This is a genomic window from Rhodopirellula sp. P2, from assembly GCF_028768465.1.
In the GTDB taxonomy this organism is placed as follows: domain Bacteria; phylum Planctomycetota; class Planctomycetia; order Pirellulales; family Pirellulaceae; genus Rhodopirellula.
In genome coordinates this window covers 1,698,579-1,714,414 of sequence record NZ_CP118225.1, presented here as the reverse complement: position 1 = coordinate 1,714,414, position 15,836 = coordinate 1,698,579, and the positions used below count along the sequence as shown (strand labels likewise).

11 protein-coding genes are annotated in these 15,836 nt (G+C 57.2%); 3 read left to right on the top strand and 8 right to left on the bottom strand.

All coding sequences use genetic code 11. The features are described from left to right. Positions 1-300: 300 nt before the first annotated feature. On the top strand, positions 301-711 hold the full coding sequence (locus PSR62_RS05920) for a GxxExxY protein (RefSeq protein ID WP_274406889.1): 411 nt from the start codon (positions 301-303) through the stop codon (positions 709-711). Here PSR62_RS05920 and PSR62_RS05915 read toward each other — a convergent pair. Beyond that, positions 681-1,013: a hypothetical protein gene (locus tag PSR62_RS05915; RefSeq protein WP_274406888.1), complete on the bottom strand. Its 333-nt coding sequence runs from the start codon at positions 1,011-1,013 to the stop codon at positions 681-683. The genes PSR62_RS05920 and PSR62_RS05915 overlap by 31 nt on opposite strands. A 417-nt stretch (positions 1,014-1,430) precedes the next feature. Between PSR62_RS05915 and PSR62_RS05910 the strand changes: the two genes are divergently transcribed. Further along, positions 1,431-1,709: a metal-sensitive transcriptional regulator gene (locus tag PSR62_RS05910; protein ID WP_274406887.1), complete on the top strand. Its 279-nt coding sequence runs from the start codon at positions 1,431-1,433 to the stop codon at positions 1,707-1,709. Positions 1,710-1,815: 106 nt separating this feature from the next. Here the strand turns inward: PSR62_RS05910 and PSR62_RS05905 are convergent, their stop codons facing one another. From PSR62_RS05905 to PSR62_RS05885, 5 genes are all read right to left on the bottom strand, one after another. After that, positions 1,816-2,928 (bottom strand): hypothetical protein, encoded by a 1,113-nt coding sequence (locus PSR62_RS05905; RefSeq protein WP_274406886.1) that lies wholly within the window; start codon positions 2,926-2,928, stop codon positions 1,816-1,818. Positions 2,929-2,933: 5 nt separating this feature from the next. Further along, positions 2,934-6,554, bottom strand: coding sequence for an efflux RND transporter permease subunit (locus tag PSR62_RS05900; protein ID WP_274406885.1), 3,621 nt, complete (start codon positions 6,552-6,554; stop codon positions 2,934-2,936). A 2-nt stretch (positions 6,555-6,556) separates the two neighbouring features. Continuing rightward, positions 6,557-8,686 carry an efflux RND transporter periplasmic adaptor subunit gene (locus PSR62_RS05895; RefSeq protein WP_274406884.1) on the bottom strand — a complete coding sequence of 710 codons (2,130 nt, stop codon included), beginning with the start codon at positions 8,684-8,686 and terminating at the stop codon, positions 6,557-6,559. 219 nt (positions 8,687-8,905) lie between these two features. Continuing rightward, complete coding sequence (locus PSR62_RS05890; RefSeq protein ID WP_274406883.1) at positions 8,906-9,256, bottom strand: hypothetical protein; 351 nt, start codon at positions 9,254-9,256, stop codon at positions 8,906-8,908. A 102-nt stretch (positions 9,257-9,358) separates the two neighbouring features. Further along, positions 9,359-9,829, bottom strand: a complete 471-nt coding sequence (locus PSR62_RS05885) for a hypothetical protein (RefSeq protein WP_274406882.1) — start codon at positions 9,827-9,829, stop codon at positions 9,359-9,361. A gap of 528 nt (positions 9,830-10,357) precedes the next feature. On the opposite strand from PSR62_RS05885, the gene PSR62_RS05880 reads away from it, so the two are divergent. Beyond that, complete coding sequence (locus PSR62_RS05880; protein ID WP_274406881.1) at positions 10,358-11,530, top strand: TolC family protein; 1,173 nt, start codon at positions 10,358-10,360, stop codon at positions 11,528-11,530. Between the two features lie 103 nt (positions 11,531-11,633). Here PSR62_RS05880 and PSR62_RS05875 read toward each other — a convergent pair whose 3' ends face one another. Then, positions 11,634-12,158, bottom strand: a complete 525-nt coding sequence (locus PSR62_RS05875; protein WP_274406880.1) for a hypothetical protein — start codon at positions 12,156-12,158, stop codon at positions 11,634-11,636. A 150-nt stretch (positions 12,159-12,308) separates the two neighbouring features. Continuing rightward, on the bottom strand, positions 12,309-15,830 hold the full coding sequence (locus PSR62_RS05870) for an efflux RND transporter permease subunit (protein ID WP_274406879.1): 3,522 nt from the start codon (positions 15,828-15,830) through the stop codon (positions 12,309-12,311). Positions 15,831-15,836: the final 6 nt, after the last annotated feature.

Sequence of the window (15,836 nt, the reverse complement as noted above, 5' to 3'; positions counted from 1 at the left end):
CCAATCGGACGAACTTTCACCCCACCACCACCGGTCCCGTCGGCACCCTACGGATTAGAGCAACTTGACCCGAGCGGTCCGCTGTTCCCCGGCGTCCGCGTTGACGGCAGCGACTTGAATGCCGGCCCGGACGGCGAAAAAGGGACGCGACGGCGAAAAAGGGACGGGGGTAGTTTTGCCTCGCGGAGATCGTTTCCGGCCCCTTTGGAGCACCATGTTTTTGGACGACCGGTTGACGCCTAAATCGAGTTGTCGCAGCCTCGGCCACACCTTCTAACCAAACCCACTGCCGGCGATCTCATGCCCGTCCACTGCCCCATCGACCTAACGCCCCTGACGAGCGAAGGATTTGGCAAGCTCGACTACCAAGTGATGGAAGTCGCGTTCGAGGTACACAACGAATGCGGCTGTCACTGGGATGAGACAATCTACCAGGCCGAGATGCACAACCGAATCCTGGACAAGCTTTCGTCATCCACGCGTGAAGTCGCACTGACCGTCTCGTTCGGCACATTCTCCAAAACGTATCGCCTCGATCTGGTCGTCAACGAGTCCGGGCTCTATGAATTCAAGACAGTCGCCGCGATCGAGAAAGCACACATTGGCCAAGTCCTGAACTACCTTCGCCTGTTGAATGCAACTCGGGCAGAAATCGTCAACTTTCGCCCCACAAGGTCGAATCAAAATTCGTCAACTGCGCCGACACACTGAGCAAAAGGTGAACCCTTGAGATCGATGCAGTCGACTATCGAGGCCCGACGGAACTGCATGAAGTTACGATCGAGATGCTGCGAGACCTGGTCACCAAGTTGTCCAACACGCTCTACACGGAATGCCTCATTTCTAACATTGGTCGAACCGAACGGAGGCGAGTCTGGGCAGATCGGGACGTCTTTCAGCGGTTCAATTTTTCCGCTGAGAACGAAGCCTTTGTCGTGACCGCGTTGGAAACCGGACAAGCCAACTACCGAACCCACCTGAACCGCATGCGTCAAACCGCTCGATTGAAACATTTTCACTGGATCAACGTCACACCAGATCTCGTGCGAATCGAATCGACTGGAGGAACAAGGTTAAAAAATGGGAGGTTAGAAGATCGTCCTCGACCGAGCCTCCACCACATTTTCTAACCAAACATCTTCTATCCAAATCGATCGCTGGCTGATGGTAACGAAGACTTGCCTGGCGAAAAAAAGGTGACGTGGGGGACCGAGAGCACAGCCCCCCTGACGACTGGTCGTGATTGAGTGACGGACAACGACCACGACTCGCAAAGTGGAGCAGTCTCCCCGGAATTCCTGCGTCACTGTGGCGATCCAGATGCCTCCCGGTCGGCACCCAAAAGGATGATGTGAAGCGGTCTAACGGCGGGACCCTTTGCAGAGTAAAATGCCCGATCACGTGATCCGAATTCGCCCCAAAGTCCCCGAATGCTCTCCGCCGACGAGAAAAAGAAGCTCGCCCATCGGCTCAGCCGCATCAACGGCCAAGTGGAGGCGGTTCGTCGTATGATCGAAGCAGACGAGTACTGCGTCGATATCCTGATGCAGCTATCAGCCGCAACGGGTGCCTTGCACCGCGTCGGCGAAATCGTACTGGACCAGCATCTGAATCGCTGCGTCCGCGAAGCGATGGAAAGCGGGAGCGACGCTGAACGTCAAGCGAAGCTCGACGAGGTGATGACGATCTTCCGCAAGTACAGAAAGTGAAAAAGGCAGGGGTGGCGTGTGGCGTCATCGAAGCCGGAGCATCGAATCGGACCGGACACCACCCCCGCAAAGAAGGGATTGGGAGTGAGGGAGAGCAAACACTCCCTTACTTGATTACCGGTGCCTCAACACCTTGTGAGTTCAACATCCCCAAGTACTTCTCCGGTTCTGCTGCAATCTTCTTCGCGCAACCAGGGCAGCAGATATAGATCGCTTTGCCGGCCGCGTTGACTTGGTACGGTCCGCCCATCGCGTCGAGTGCTTCGTCCATGACGGGGCACCTCTTTTGCGCGGCAATGAATGGCTTGTCGGCAGCCGTGGCTTTGAACACGCCAGGCCGAACCGCATCGGTTCCGCCGGCAACGGTTGGGCCACTACCAGCTGGCTTCTCCCCATCGATCATCGTGAAGTACTTCGCCGGTTCGGCTTGCACCTTCTTCACACAGCCTTTGCAACACAGAAACAGCGGCTTGCCAGCCACCAACAGCTTGACGGGTTGCCCCATGCTTCCCAGTGGCTCGTCCATCACGGGACAAGTCGATTGTTTTGCAATGAGAGCGGCGTCGCCGGCGGCGACCGTTGCGATCTCGACGGTCGGCTTGCCGCTGGCATACTTGCCTGGGTTTGCCTTGACGGCATCAACGCAACCGGCACAGCAGACAAAGACTCGTTGATCGCCAGTGGAGACTGCGACCGGGTCGCCCATGCTGCCGAGCGGTTTGCCGGAAACCGGACACGTCTTCTGGCGAGCGATCGCGGCGGCAGCAAGTTGCAATTCATTCAGCGGCACCGAGGCCACTTCGGTGTACACGACGTTGGTCGCGTTCCTTCCGCTGACACCCACCAATTGAACGTCGATTGTCAACGGGCGCCCAGCAATCGGGGCTAAGTTGATGCGTGCGGTCAGTCCCCCCGTTTCATCGGGCATCAAGTCGTATCGGTAGCGTTTCGCACCTCCTGCGACACGTACCGCCGCCACCCCGCGACTGCCCGCGTTGCTGATAGGGTTGGCGTCTCGATCGAACAAGTGAACTCGGATTCCGGCGTCGGTCACAATTGTTTCCGCTTGCAAACCGTCGATTTGGCGGAGCGTTCCTCCGTGGGGGCCTGCCACCGTGCGAGGTGCTGCCGGTGCAATCACTTTTTCTTCCGCGTTGATCGACAACGAGGCCGAGAACGTCAAAACGGCAAGCATTCCTGTCGCAAATATTCGTTTCATCGATTTCACCTTTCAGTAATGGGTTGTCTCTGAACACGCACGTTCAGAAGTTTCTCAGCAGGCATCTCCTCGACGCCCTTCCACAATTCGTCCTGCATTCCAAAACGTATTTTCAGTTCGAGGTAGCTGCAATACAGCGTCGGCACAATGAATGACGTGAACGGCTCAACAAGCATTCCGCCAAACACAGGGATCGCCATGGCTCGCGCCACATCGGCTCCACGGCCCGTCGCGATCATCACGGGAATCAATGCGGCGAGTGTCGTGACGGTGGTCATCATGCAGGGACGAATGCGTTTCAGCCCTGCTTCGTAGACCGTGTTGCGGATATCTTCGACGCTCTCAATTTTTCGCTGCCGCAACAATTGATGGATGTAAGTTGCCATCACAACACCGTCGTCAACGGCAAGCCCAAACAACGCGATGAACCCGACCCACACGGCGGTGTTCAGTTCGACCTGCATCCACGCGACCAGGATCATCCCGCCCGCAAATGCGACGGGGATCCCAGAGAACACGGCCAAAGAAATCGGCAGGTTGCGAAACCCCATGTAGATCAGCAGAAGGTTGATCGACATGACCAAAGGAATGATCCACATCAGCCGGCGGTTGGCTTCGATCTGGTTGCGAAAACTGCCGACTGATTCAAGCGAGTAACCTGTGGGAAGCGCGAGATGATTCGCGTTGCTTGACGGCAATGCCTGGGCCTCGCGTAGCTGCTCTTCAATCGCGGCGACAGACTCTAAATCTCCGGCCGCTCCGTTGGTCATGAAAGCAACGTGAGCAATCAGCCGGCCGTTCTCGCTGTTGATCGCACCCGGTCCCCAAGTCGTTTCCAACGCGGCGAGTTCTTCCAGCGGTACGACTGCGTCCGACTGAGTCACCACCGGCAAGCGTTTGAGTCCTTCGATGCGTTCACGCAGGTCTCGGTTGTATCGCAAACGAACGGGGTATCGCTCACGACCTTCGACGGTCTTGATCAGATTCATCCCGCCAAGTGCCGTCTCAATCACTTGGTTCACCATGGAGGCGTTCATCCCGTATCGCGAAGCCGCTTCCCGATCAACGGTGAATTCCAAATACGGCTTGCCAAGCACGATGTCCGGGTTGACAGTACCAGCGTTGACGTACGGCGACTGCTTCAACTGGCCCGCCACATCCATCGCTGCGGTGGCGAGTGTTTCAAGGTCGTCGCCGTAAACACGAATTGCCATCGGAGCCTTGATGCCAGACTGCAACATCACGACGCGGCCTTCGATTGGCTGCAGGGCCGAGGCCGGCGTCACGCCGGGCAACGTCGCGACTCGGTTGATCTCATCCCAAACATCTCGCGAGGTGACGCCATCTCGCCATTCGCTTTCCGGCTTGAGCATCACATAGGTTTCGACCATCGCAGCAGGAGCGGGATCAAGTGCTGACTCGACGCGACCGATTTTCCCAAGCACGTCTTTGACTTCGGGAATCTGCCCGATCAACACGTCCTGCGTTTGTAGCACCTGCATCGCTTGGGAAAAACTGGCGGCCGGATACAGGGTCGGCATGTAGAACCAACTTCCTTCGTCCAATGCAATCCAGTCGTCGCTTTGCAAACCCGTGAAAACATGTTTCGCATCGACGTAACCCGGCAAACTGTTCAGGTCCGTCCCGACAAGACTTGCCGCCCGCTCGACCGGTTTCAGAACAGTCGGCAGTCCGACGTAGGCACCGATGCCCAGCACCAGCAACATCAGCGGAAACGATAGAGCGATCACTTTGTGCTGGAGTGCCTGGCGAAGCCGCGCCGCGTAAACCCAGTGAATGAATCGACTGGTCGGAATTGCTTCGAGTGGTCGAATGCGTTCTCGCGTCCACTGCCAACCGAGGATCAATCCACTGACGCCGGCGACGCAGGTCACGATCCAAGGGGCAATTCCAAGATAGCTGGCAACGTCATCGCCCCAATAGAAATGCGACAACAACGACAGCACCGCGCCGAGAAACACTGCGGCAATCGCGGCCGTTGGTTTTCGATACGTCGCATTGCGCAGTAGCAGGCGACTCAGCGCGGGAACGAGCGTCACAGCAGCAATCATCGCGGCGGCAATTGCGAAGGTCTTCGTGAACGCCAAGGGAGAGAACAGTCGATAGTCGCGGCCGGTGAGAAAGAACACCGGCAGAAAACTAACAATCGTGGTTGCCACGGCCGTGACCACAGCCGGGGCGACTTCGACCGTTGCTTCGTAGGTGGTTTCGGCACGTGAAAGACGAGCGGGAGTGGAGGAGTCTGGAAGCGGTGATGCTTCCAGACTCTGCGACTCTCCCTCGCTCTGACTCCCCAACTGCCCCTCTCTTTCAGCCAGATGTTGATAGATGTTCTCTGAAACGATGATCGCCATGTCGACCATCGTCCCAATCGCGATCGCGATCCCAGCCAACGACATGATGTTTGCACCAACGCCGACAAAGTGCATCGCAATGAACGACATCAGCACGGCGGTGGGCAAGCAAATCGCAACGACGATGCTGCTGCGAATGTGAAGCAGAAACAACAAGATGATGATGGCCGTGATGATAATTTCATCTCGCAACGCATGCGTCAGCGTCGCCATCGTTTCGTCGATCAGACCGCTGCGATCATAGACGCCGTGGATGCGTACCCCTTTGAGCGCCGGCTCGATTTGAGCGATCTTGGCTTTGACACGGTCGATCACAACCCTCGGGTTCTCACCGTGCCGCATCACCACCACGCCGCCGACGGCTTCGGTGCCGTTGTAGTCCAACGCACCGCGGCGAAAGTCGGGGCCAAGTTGGACGCTGGCGACATCACTGACGCGGACGGGCACCCCATCCCGTTGCAGAATGACCGTTTCTTCGATGTCACGAATTGCCTTGGCTTGATCGCCCTCGCCACCGATGAAGCCCTTGCCGCGGACGATGTACTCCATTCCGGTGGACTCAACGGTCTTCGCCCCGACATCGACATTTGATCCCTTGATTGCCACCACCAATTTGTCGAGCGACACATTGTGGAACCGCAACTTATCAGGGTCGACATCGATCTGGTATTGGCGAACATAACCACCGATCGACGCCACTTCGCTGACGCCCTCGACGGCTTGCAATTCATACTTCACAACGAAGTCTTGCAGGCTGCGAAGCTCGTCCAACCCCATGCCTTCCTCTGGCGACTGCCCCCCATTCACCTGCGGTGGAATCAACGTGTAGTAGTAGACTTGGCCGAGACCGGTCGCGTCGGGGCCAAGCTGCGGCACGACGCCCTCGGGCAACTGAGCTGCAGCCGTCCCAAGCTGCTCCGAAACGCGACTGCGCGCCCAATAGAAGTCGATCGAATCCTTGAACGTCACCTGCACGAAGCTGTAACCGAACATGCTCTTGCCACGCACCGAGTCCGCCCCCGGCACCGCCAGCAACGAAACACTGAGCGGGTAGGTGACTTGATCCTCGATGTCCTTCGGGGAGCGTCCCGGCCAAGACGTCAGCACGATGACTTGGTTCTCACCCACGTTCGGGATCGCGTCGATCGGCACCGCCTTGAACGCGAACCAACCGCCGACGCTGAGAGCGAAAGCGAGCAGGACAACGAGCAACGGCTCTTTCACGCAAAAACGGATGATCAAATTCAGCATGGCTAGCGATCCTTGGTCTTCGCAGGGTTCGCTATCGCCATGTCTCGAACGACTTCGCCGCACGAGAGCATTTCGCTGCCCCAGTACGGATTGACCAGTTCACCTTCCGGCTGCATCCAATCACCTCCGCCGCCTGGCACCATCGGGCAATACATGTGAACCAACTTCGTTGCGGTCGATTTGCCGCGAACAATCGTGGCGGCGCGAAGCATGGCATGACTGACGGGACGAAATGCCTTGCGAAACAGCTCCATGGATCCATTCATCCGTTGCAGTGATCGCTTGGCGTTCTGTAGATGACTTTGGGCTTCATCGGGAACGTTCGCTGCTTCGGTGAGTTGACCGAGTGCAATTTCCAGCTTGGTCAGTTCAGATGGCGACGGCGTTTGATCGGCCGCGAGCGATTTTTGGATGGCAAAGTACGCGTCGTAAGCGCGATCAAACTGCTCGGCTCCATCGCCATCCAAAACAATCGGTTCGCTGCTTGGTAATTCCAACGGGCCGGGCGGATACGTCGCCGCTCTGCTCGGGTCCATCAATGACGGATTACCGGCAAGCTGCATTTGCGAGTCGATCAAAAAGTTGCCGTTCGTGGCAACCGTTTCGCCCGCCGACATGCCTTCTAGGATCACGGCTCGATCGTCCGTCATGGGGCCGACCGACACGCGGCGAATTTCAAACCGACCGGGTTCTGTTTCGACGTACAAGACACTGTTCTCGCCCGTCATCAATACGGCATCGCGGGGCACCGTGACGACTTGCTGTTTCGGCAACGGCTCGCTGGCGTAACCGAGCTTCGATGTGGGTATCAAGTCCATGCCACAGATCGGACAATCACCGGGGCTTTCGCGAATGATCTGCGGGTGCATTGGGCTGATGTATTTGTTCGCCAATGCCGGATCGTAAATTCGATCCTGCCGAATCGCGGGCACGTAGACTCGCGCAGTCGCGTAGTCGCCGGGTTTCAGGTTTCCGTCTGCGTTGAGCATCTCGACGCGAACTTGCACGGTCCGCGTCGTCGAATTCACGGTCGGATCAATGAAAGCGACACGACCAGTGAACACGTCGCCGGGCATCGAACTGACTTCGGCTTCGACTTGTTGTCCGAAACGAACCCGAGCAGCGTCGTCGGGATACAAGTCCAGCATCAACCAGACGGTCGACAGATCAGCGATCCGGTAAATCTTGTCGCCGGTTTTGAGGTAGTCGCCTTCGACCGCGAACTTACCGATGACGGTCCCTTGAATGGGCGATCGAACGCGGATGCGGCTTTCCGCCTTGCCGCGAGATCGCAGCTCGGCAACCTGATCCTCCGTCAAACCCAGTTCAACCAATTTCTGTTTCGATAGTTCACCGAAGTTGGTGGTTCCACCTAACCGCTTCAGTCCCGTGCCTTGGATCGCCGTTAAGTACTCGACTTGGGCGGAATACAAATCGGGCGAATAGATCAACGCCAAGTCATCGTTCTGTGCGACCGGCACGCCGACATAGTCCGCGTAGAGTTCTTCGATCCGTCCATCGACATAGGCACTGATCGTGGCCAATTTACTTTCGTCGTAGTCAATCGAACCGATCGTTCGGATCGTTTGCGAGACAGAGCCCAGTTCGGCAACTCCGGTTTGAATCCCAATCAAACGGCGTGCCGCCGGCTCGATCGTGATGGACACTCCATCGCCGCCGCCACCGCCGGTTGCCTTGACCAGTTCCATCGCACACACCGGACAACGCCCGGGCTCCGTCGAGGGAGGCGTGCACATCATCGGGCAAATGTACCGTTCGTCACCGGAGGGATCCTGGGTGGATGCCGCCTCCGCATCACCCGCCGCCGGCACCAACTTCATTGCACAAATCGGGCAATCGCCCGGCTCGTTTTGACGAATCTGTGGGTGCATCGGACAGGTGTAAATCGTCTCGCCGCTGTCGCTCGATGTCGCGTTGGATGCAACACCATCGCCACTACGTATCCAACCTTGCCGCTGCGCGACGCCGATCATCGCGATGCCGATGATAAACGTTGCTAAAAGAACCAGCGCATGCGTCATCGTTCGGCCCAACCAGCGGAGGCCGGCGAGTCGTTGACGAAGCGTGCGTTTCGGCGGCGCAGTCTGGGACTGCGTTTCTGGATGACTCATGATTGATTTCCCGTTGGATCAACTCGCAAAAGGCGTTCAACAACGGCCGCGACTTAAGACCACGTGAGCAACAAGTGACGTAGCGGAAGGGCGCGAGCCCTCCGATTCCTCACCGGGCGGCTTGCGCCGCACCGCTAACGATCCTCACTTGTTGTTCACGCGTTAGTTACGCCAAAACCGTCATCGAACACGCCTTACAGGCTGTAGCCGTTTGCGAACTTATTCGCGGGAATGATCTGAGTGATCGTGGTCGCCATCCGCGCGGTCGTGCCCCGCGTGAGCGTCCACCTTGGCGAACTTCTCCGCCTTCGCGTCGTCGCTCAGATCGGCCCACTTTTCGGGGCAGCCGTCGCAACAAAAGCCGATCGTTTTGCCGTCATACTCGACCGTTAGCTCCGCCGTCGGACTGCCACCCATGATGGGGCACTTCGTGTTCGCAAACGTAACCGCCGTGGCCTCGACGGGGTCGGCTACTGCAGGAGTCGATGCCGTGTCGGACGGCTCGCTGCATCCAACGATGGCAGCGGACATAATCAGCAGCAACGCTGCCGTGCCAATGAAAAAGCGCATGAGAAATTCCTCTGTGTGGTGGACGAGCGAGGCTCGCCAGTGTTGGTCAAAAGAAGCAAACGTTTCGATTCAGTGAGCGCGCACGCTCTCTTTTGAAACTCGCTAAATCCGCCAAACACAGAGAAATCGTTGGCCGAAATCCGCCCGGCTGCCCGGAGTCGCATCCACGACGCTTGGCCGGAGCACCGCGATGGTTTCCGTGGGCAATTCGACAAAGTCCAGGGACGCGATTCGCAACGACAATTCGCGGACCAGTGATTCGCGAGATTCACCGCGATTCATGGGCTGGTTGGACACGCCACAGGTGCAGTGGCCCGCGAGCGCCGATTCGCCAGGTTTAAACTCATCGCTATCCGACTTGGGCCGTTCCGCTTTCGATTCGTCGTCGCTACAGCAGCAACATTTGTCGCTTTGATGCTCGACGTCGCAGCAACCGCAGCCTTCGCACTTCAATGGCACAACACAAACGTCGTCCCCGCACGGTGCGGCTATTGCCAGCAACGACATCGGCTGAATCGTCGCGGCGACGATCAGGCAAAGTGTGACGATGATGCGGATGAAGTGCGGGCTCATTGGGACTACTGAAAGGAAAGATACCCCAGTGCGGTATGCATACTATCACCGGATGCCGAAGAGAGTTCAAGAGGAATCTTCGTCAAGGATGACAGGATGAACATGAAACGGATGACTGAATCAGCACAAAACACGCCACTTGCGGTGCAAAACGCCAAGCGAAATCTTTTGCTGGTGTGTTTGATTGCATGCGCCGGATGTCGATCCACGGGCCAACCGCTCACCAGCGTCGTTTCGCCGAAAGCCTCGGAATCGGTTGCGGCCGTGACGAGCCCCCCCCCAATGCTGACTGAGGCTCCCGTACAACTGACTGGGTTTCACGAGGAAGAAAATGGGGAGAACAGAAGCCCAGGAGACGGGGAGTCAGGGAGAGGGGGAAACACGGAACCGGGAAGTGAACAACGAGAAGATGCCTACAACGATTCCGAGCTAGTTGATTCCTTCCGCGACGCCGATCTCCTCGCTCACAACTCCTCACTCCTCACTGAAAACTCCCCTTCTCCCGCACCTCCCATCTCCCTCTCTTCTTTGGTCTCAACCGCCCTCGCAACTCACCCTTCGATCGCCGCGGCACGTCAAAAAGTCGCGGCCGCTCAACACCGCATCCCGCAGGTCACCGCACTCGAAGATCCGATGCTCGGCAACACGTTCTGGCCAATCCACGATCAGGCGTTGCAGACCGCTGGCGGACGCATCGGACATCAATTCTCGCTGTCGCAGAAAGTCCCCTGGCCAGAAAAACTCGACGCCCGCGGCGCTGTCGCTGCTCGCGATGTTCAGATCGCGATGGCAGAGATCCGACGAGCCGAAATTGAAATTATCGAAGCGGTCCAATTGGCGTACTACGAACTTTGGCTGGCCGACGAACTCATTCGCATCGTCGAAGACAACACCGAACTGGTCGAAGATCTAATCAAAGTTTCCGAGGCTCGCTACAAGACCGGTGGTAGCCAGCAAGACGTTCTGCGAGCCGAAATCGAAGGCGATCGCCTTGAAGAACAACTCATTGGACTACGTCAGCAAAAAGAACAAGCCCGCGCCGACCTCGGTGCCTTGGTTCGACAACCCATGAACTTGATGCCCACGGCGGTGGACGAGATCGGCGTCAGTGAAGCCGCACCGCAGCTTGAGGTTCTTGTCGCCGAGGCCGAAGCCTGCAATCCGACACTGCAAGGACTGGCCGCCGAAATCGCCCGCGACCGTGCCAAGGAATCACTTGCCTGCTTGCAGCAGTATCCAGACTTCCAGCTCGGCATCGGCTATTCCATCGTCAGTGACGACCATGATGTTATCAGCCCCGTCGCCAACGGACACGACAATATCAACTTCAGTGTCGGTGTGACGCTTCCCATCTGGCGAGACAAGATCAACGCTGGCGTCCGCGAAGCCGCCCACGACCGCTCGGCAACGACGCTCCGCCGCGAAGCCGAACAAGACAAGCTTCGCGGCACGCTCCGCCGCCAAGTCGCCGCCGCGTACGCTTCCATCGAGCAACTCGAGCTTTACCGTGAACGTCTGATTCCCCGCACCGAGCAAACGCTCGAAATCGCCACCGCCGATTATCAAGGCAAGAAAGCCGACTTCACCGACTTGATCGCAACCTACCGCGAACTGCTATCGCTCCAAGTCCAAGTCGCCCGCGCCGAAGCTCGTCTCGCCAGCACCCTCGCCCAAATTGAAAAGACCGTAGGCTGCCGCTAACAACGCACCCGCTCGCGGCATCCCCCCGCGATCTCGGCAACCGCGACGATCACGGCTGCCGAAATCAGCGTTTTGGAAAACATCCAGATCATGGCTTGATCTCTCAGTGATCGTGGTCGTCGTGTGCTTCTTCGGCAAAATCGCCCGAATAAGGAGTGCCGTCGATGACGCCCGAGATCGTGCCCGCGTACTCTTGAACGACGCCTAGCTTCTCATGATTGCCGATGAAGCGGGACGCCTTGCCGGCGGGATCGCTGTCTTGGGGTGCCGCCTTCAGTGTCACCTGCATGACTGGATCGCTGATGCTCAAGTCGATTGCTTCGGCGTCGATGGGGACGGCTGACTTTTCGTCGGGGCCGAAGACATAGACAGTGCTTTCTTGCTTGTCATGATCAACCGTGAACTCGACATGGAATTTGCCACCGCCCCAATCGACGATGGTTCCGTCATTTGGGCCGGCAGCGTGCCCATGGCCGGCGACGGAGTGATCGTCGTGTTCGCCCTCAGCGTGGTCGAGGTCTTCATGTGATTCCGTCTTGGAAACAGTCGTGGCCGATTCTTGCTTGCATCCGGTGAGGGTGAACAGAGACAAGGCGACGACCGAGAAGACGATGGTTGAGAGTTTCATGGATTGGTTCCTGTGTGAGAAATAGCTGTGGAGAGTTTGTGGTAGCGAAAGCCGCCAAGACTTCCGGAATACCGACTGGCCGAAACTCTTGGCGAGTTCCGCTACGAAATTGAAAGTCGAAACTCTTGGCGAGTCTCGCTGCGTCGTTGATTACATAGAGAATTCGTCCTCCACGGTTTCAAGCTTCGCGAGTCGCGCGGCGTCTTTACCGGAAAACTTCCAGAACAAACCTGGATGAACCAGGAACTCGCAGAACGTCGATGTGATCAATCCGCCAAGGATGACGGTGGCGACGGGGTACAGAATTTCGCGGCCTGGTTCTTGCCCGCCAAGCACGAGTGGTAGGAGACCAATGCCAGCGGTAAGAGCTGTCATCAATACTGGAGCGAGTCGTTCGAGGCTGCCTCGCACGACCATCTCTTTCGTAAACTCCTCGCCTTCTTCCTTCATCAAGTGGAAGTAGTGAGTCACCAACAAAATCCCGTTGCGGACGGCGATACCACCGAGGGAAATGAACCCAACAAGACTGGCAACCGTGAGACTTTGTTGCGTCAGAACGAGCGCCATCACCCCGCCGATGAATGCGGTGGGCAAGGCATTGAGAATTTGCAAAACAATGCGAATCGACGGGAACAGCACCAACAACACGACAAACATGCCGATCACCGAAATGCCTGCCAGCACGACAATCAGTTGGGTTGCCCGCTGTTGGCTCTCGAACTGCCCGCCGAACTCAATGAAGTAGCCCGCAGGCATTTCAACTTGTTCGCCGATCCGTTGTTTAATATCGCCCACTGCTCCAGCCAAGTCTCGGCCTTCGGTATTGCAGCGAATCACGATCCGGCGGCGTGCATTCTCGCGATTGATCGAGTTTGGTCCCGTGCCAACCCTCACGTCCGCGACGTCGCGAAGTTCGATCTGGCCGCGATCGGGTTGTCCTTCTCGGCCTGGCAAGTCAAGACGCAGCCGATCGAGGTTGGCATAGTCGGTGCGATACTCTTCTTCTAGTCGGACGAGCAGATCAAAACGACGCTGCCCTTCGAGAACTTGCGAAACCACTTCGCCCTGCAAAGCCGTTTGCATGACGTCAGCAACATACTCGCGCGTCAGTCCGTAGAGTGCCAAATCGTCTGCTCGGAGTTCGATATGCAATTCATCCGTTTCTTGGATTGGCTCGATCACCGGCGGCGTGATTCCCGGCACGTCCTGAATCGTTGCCTTCACCTGCGCTGCCGCTGCCTGCAACGTGTCCAAATCGTCGCCGTGAATCTTGATCGCGATCTGAGCGTAAACGCCCGAGATCATGTGACTGATCAGGTGAGCGAGCGGCTGTTCAACCTCAATGTCAACGCCGGGCGCTTCGTCGCTAATTTTCTCGCGAAGACTCGCCAGAATTTCTTCTCGCTCGGTTGGCGATTCAGGGTTCATGCTGAGGATATATTCGCCGAAGTTAACTGGCGAAGCATGTTCGTCCATCTCGGCTCGTCCGGTTCGACGGACGAAGTGCAGAATCTCGCCATCCGGATTTCCGTCGGTCTTTTGCATCGACTGAAAGACGGAGTCAATCGCCGTTGAAACTTTGTTGGAAGCGTCCAACGACGAACCCGGTGGCAACGTGACATTGACCTGAATACTGCCTTCGTCAAACGGCGGCAGGAAGTTCCGACCCAGCGTCGACATCTGCCAAGCCGCGACGACCACAGCAAACCACGTCACAATCAGCAGCGTTCGCGGCATCGCCATACTCAACTGAATCAAATAGGTCACCATCCCTTTCAATCCATGCAACAAAAACCCGTCTCCTTCGCTGTGCGTGGCTCGGGATCGTGGCAGCATGTAGTAAGACAGCACCGGCGTGACGGTCATCGAGACCACAAACGACGACAAGATCGACACGATGTAGGCGATGCCGAGCGGCGTGAACAATCGTCCTTCGACCCCGGAGAGTGCGAACAATGGCATGAACGACAGAATCACGACCGCCGTGCCAAACACGATCGAGCTGCGGATTTCTTTGCTCGCCTCGAAAACAATGACAATTGAAGATTGTCGATTGTCGATGGGGTGAAGGTTGTTCTGCTTGAGTCGCCGGAAGATGTTTTCAACATCAACGATCGCATCATCGACGAGTTCCCCCATCGCGACGGCAATCCCGCCCAACGTCATCACGTTGATGGACAGTTCGGTGCCGCTGATCCACCCCATGATGCGAAACGTTAGCGTCGTCAGCACAAGCGAAAGCGGAATCGCGGTCAGCGTGATGAATGTCGTGCGGAAGTTCAGCAAGAACAGAAACAGCACGATCACGACCAACACCGCACCAATCACCAGTGCTTCGGCGACGTTGAAAATGCCTCGGTCGATGAAGTTTCGCAATCGAAACAGTTCCGAGTTGACGATGATGTCCGCCGGCAAAGACGCTTCGACTTCGACAAACGCCTCCGCGACAGCATCGGTTAGCTCGCGAGTATCGACGTGAGGCTGTTTGACGGTCGTGAACACGATTCCCGGATGGCCGTTCACGCTCCCGTCCCCACGTTTGAACTGCGGGCCTTCGGTGACGCGAGCCACTTGCTCTAGCAACACGGCACGTTTGGTGTGATCGCCAACGGGCACCTTTTTCAAGTCTTCGATCACGGCGTGAGATCCTGGGCCAAGTCGGCCCAGGATACGAATCGGCCGTTCCGTTTCGCCCGTCACCGCGAACCCGCCGCTCGTGTTGATGTTGCTCTCACGGATCGCCTGCTCCACGTCTTGAACGGTGACGTCGTATTCAAGCAACGCCGTCGGATCAATCAGAATCTGATACTGCTTGCGATCACCGCCAAGCATAAAGACTTCGGCGACACCCGTGGTCTTGAGCAGTCGAGGGCGGATGATCCAGTCGGCGACGGTACGAAGCTCGAGCTGTTGTTTTGCCTCGGTGTAAAAATGGGCGTCGTAGGACTTACCATCGACTCGAAATGAAGCAGTCCCCGTGAGCGGCAAGGCGCTAGCCGCCGATTCTTCTCGTCGATGTGTGCCACCCGAACCCGCCGCTAGCGTGCTGCGACTCACATAGTCGTCGTCCCAATTGATCTCCGACGTCTTCAGCTTTTTCCATGTGGAAAAGTCATGGCGATCGCCGGGCCGCCAAACGAGGATTTCGAAATTGTTGGTCTCATCGACGACCATTTCCGCCATCATTTGCGTGTTGCCGACTTGAGCGAGTCGTCCACCTTCGGGTCCATTCTGCCGATAGATCCCCGCCACGATGATCTGACCCATGATGGAAGATGGCGGCGTCATTTGGGGACGAATCCCATCGGGCAAAATGCCTTCGAGCGTTGACAATCGCTCCTGCACGGTTTGCCGCGCGGCACGAATTTCTGTCGCCCAATCGAACTCGATGTAAATGACGTTCAGCCCAGCGGTCGATTGACTTCGCACGGCCTGGACGCCGTTGGCCCCCATCAACGCGATCTCGATCGGCTGAGTGACCAGCGTTTCGACCTCTTCGGTCGCCAGCCCAGATGCTTCGGTAATGATGATCACGCGAGGACGGTCAAGGTCCGGAAAAACGTCGATCGACATCTGAGCGGCCAGGTACGATCCGTAGACCAGCACAAACAGGCTGACGACGACGACCAGCATGCGATAACGCAGCGAGATTTTGATAATGGAATCGAGCATGCTTAT

What these genes read in the sequence shown, in the direction of transcription:
- PSR62_RS05920 (WP_274406889.1), top strand. Translation starts at nt 301, where the DNA reads ATGCCCGTCCACTGCCCCATCGACCTAACGCCCCTGACGAGCGAAGGA.
- PSR62_RS05915 (WP_274406888.1), bottom strand. Translation starts at nt 1,013, where the DNA reads ATGTTTCAATCGAGCGGTTTGACGCATGCGGTTCAGGTGGGTTCGGTA.
- PSR62_RS05910 (WP_274406887.1), top strand. Translation starts at nt 1,431, where the DNA reads ATGCTCTCCGCCGACGAGAAAAAGAAGCTCGCCCATCGGCTCAGCCGC.
- PSR62_RS05905 (WP_274406886.1), bottom strand. Translation starts at nt 2,928, where the DNA reads ATGAAACGAATATTTGCGACAGGAATGCTTGCCGTTTTGACGTTCTCG.
- PSR62_RS05900 (WP_274406885.1), bottom strand. Translation starts at nt 6,554, where the DNA reads ATGCTGAATTTGATCATCCGTTTTTGCGTGAAAGAGCCGTTGCTCGTT.
- PSR62_RS05895 (WP_274406884.1), bottom strand. Translation starts at nt 8,686, where the DNA reads ATGAGTCATCCAGAAACGCAGTCCCAGACTGCGCCGCCGAAACGCACG.
- PSR62_RS05890 (WP_274406883.1), bottom strand. Translation starts at nt 9,256, where the DNA reads ATGCGCTTTTTCATTGGCACGGCAGCGTTGCTGCTGATTATGTCCGCT.
- PSR62_RS05885 (WP_274406882.1), bottom strand. Translation starts at nt 9,829, where the DNA reads ATGAGCCCGCACTTCATCCGCATCATCGTCACACTTTGCCTGATCGTC.
- PSR62_RS05875 (WP_274406880.1), bottom strand. Translation starts at nt 12,158, where the DNA reads ATGAAACTCTCAACCATCGTCTTCTCGGTCGTCGCCTTGTCTCTGTTC.
- PSR62_RS05870 (WP_274406879.1), bottom strand. Translation starts at nt 15,830, where the DNA reads ATGCTCGATTCCATTATCAAAATCTCGCTGCGTTATCGCATGCTGGTC.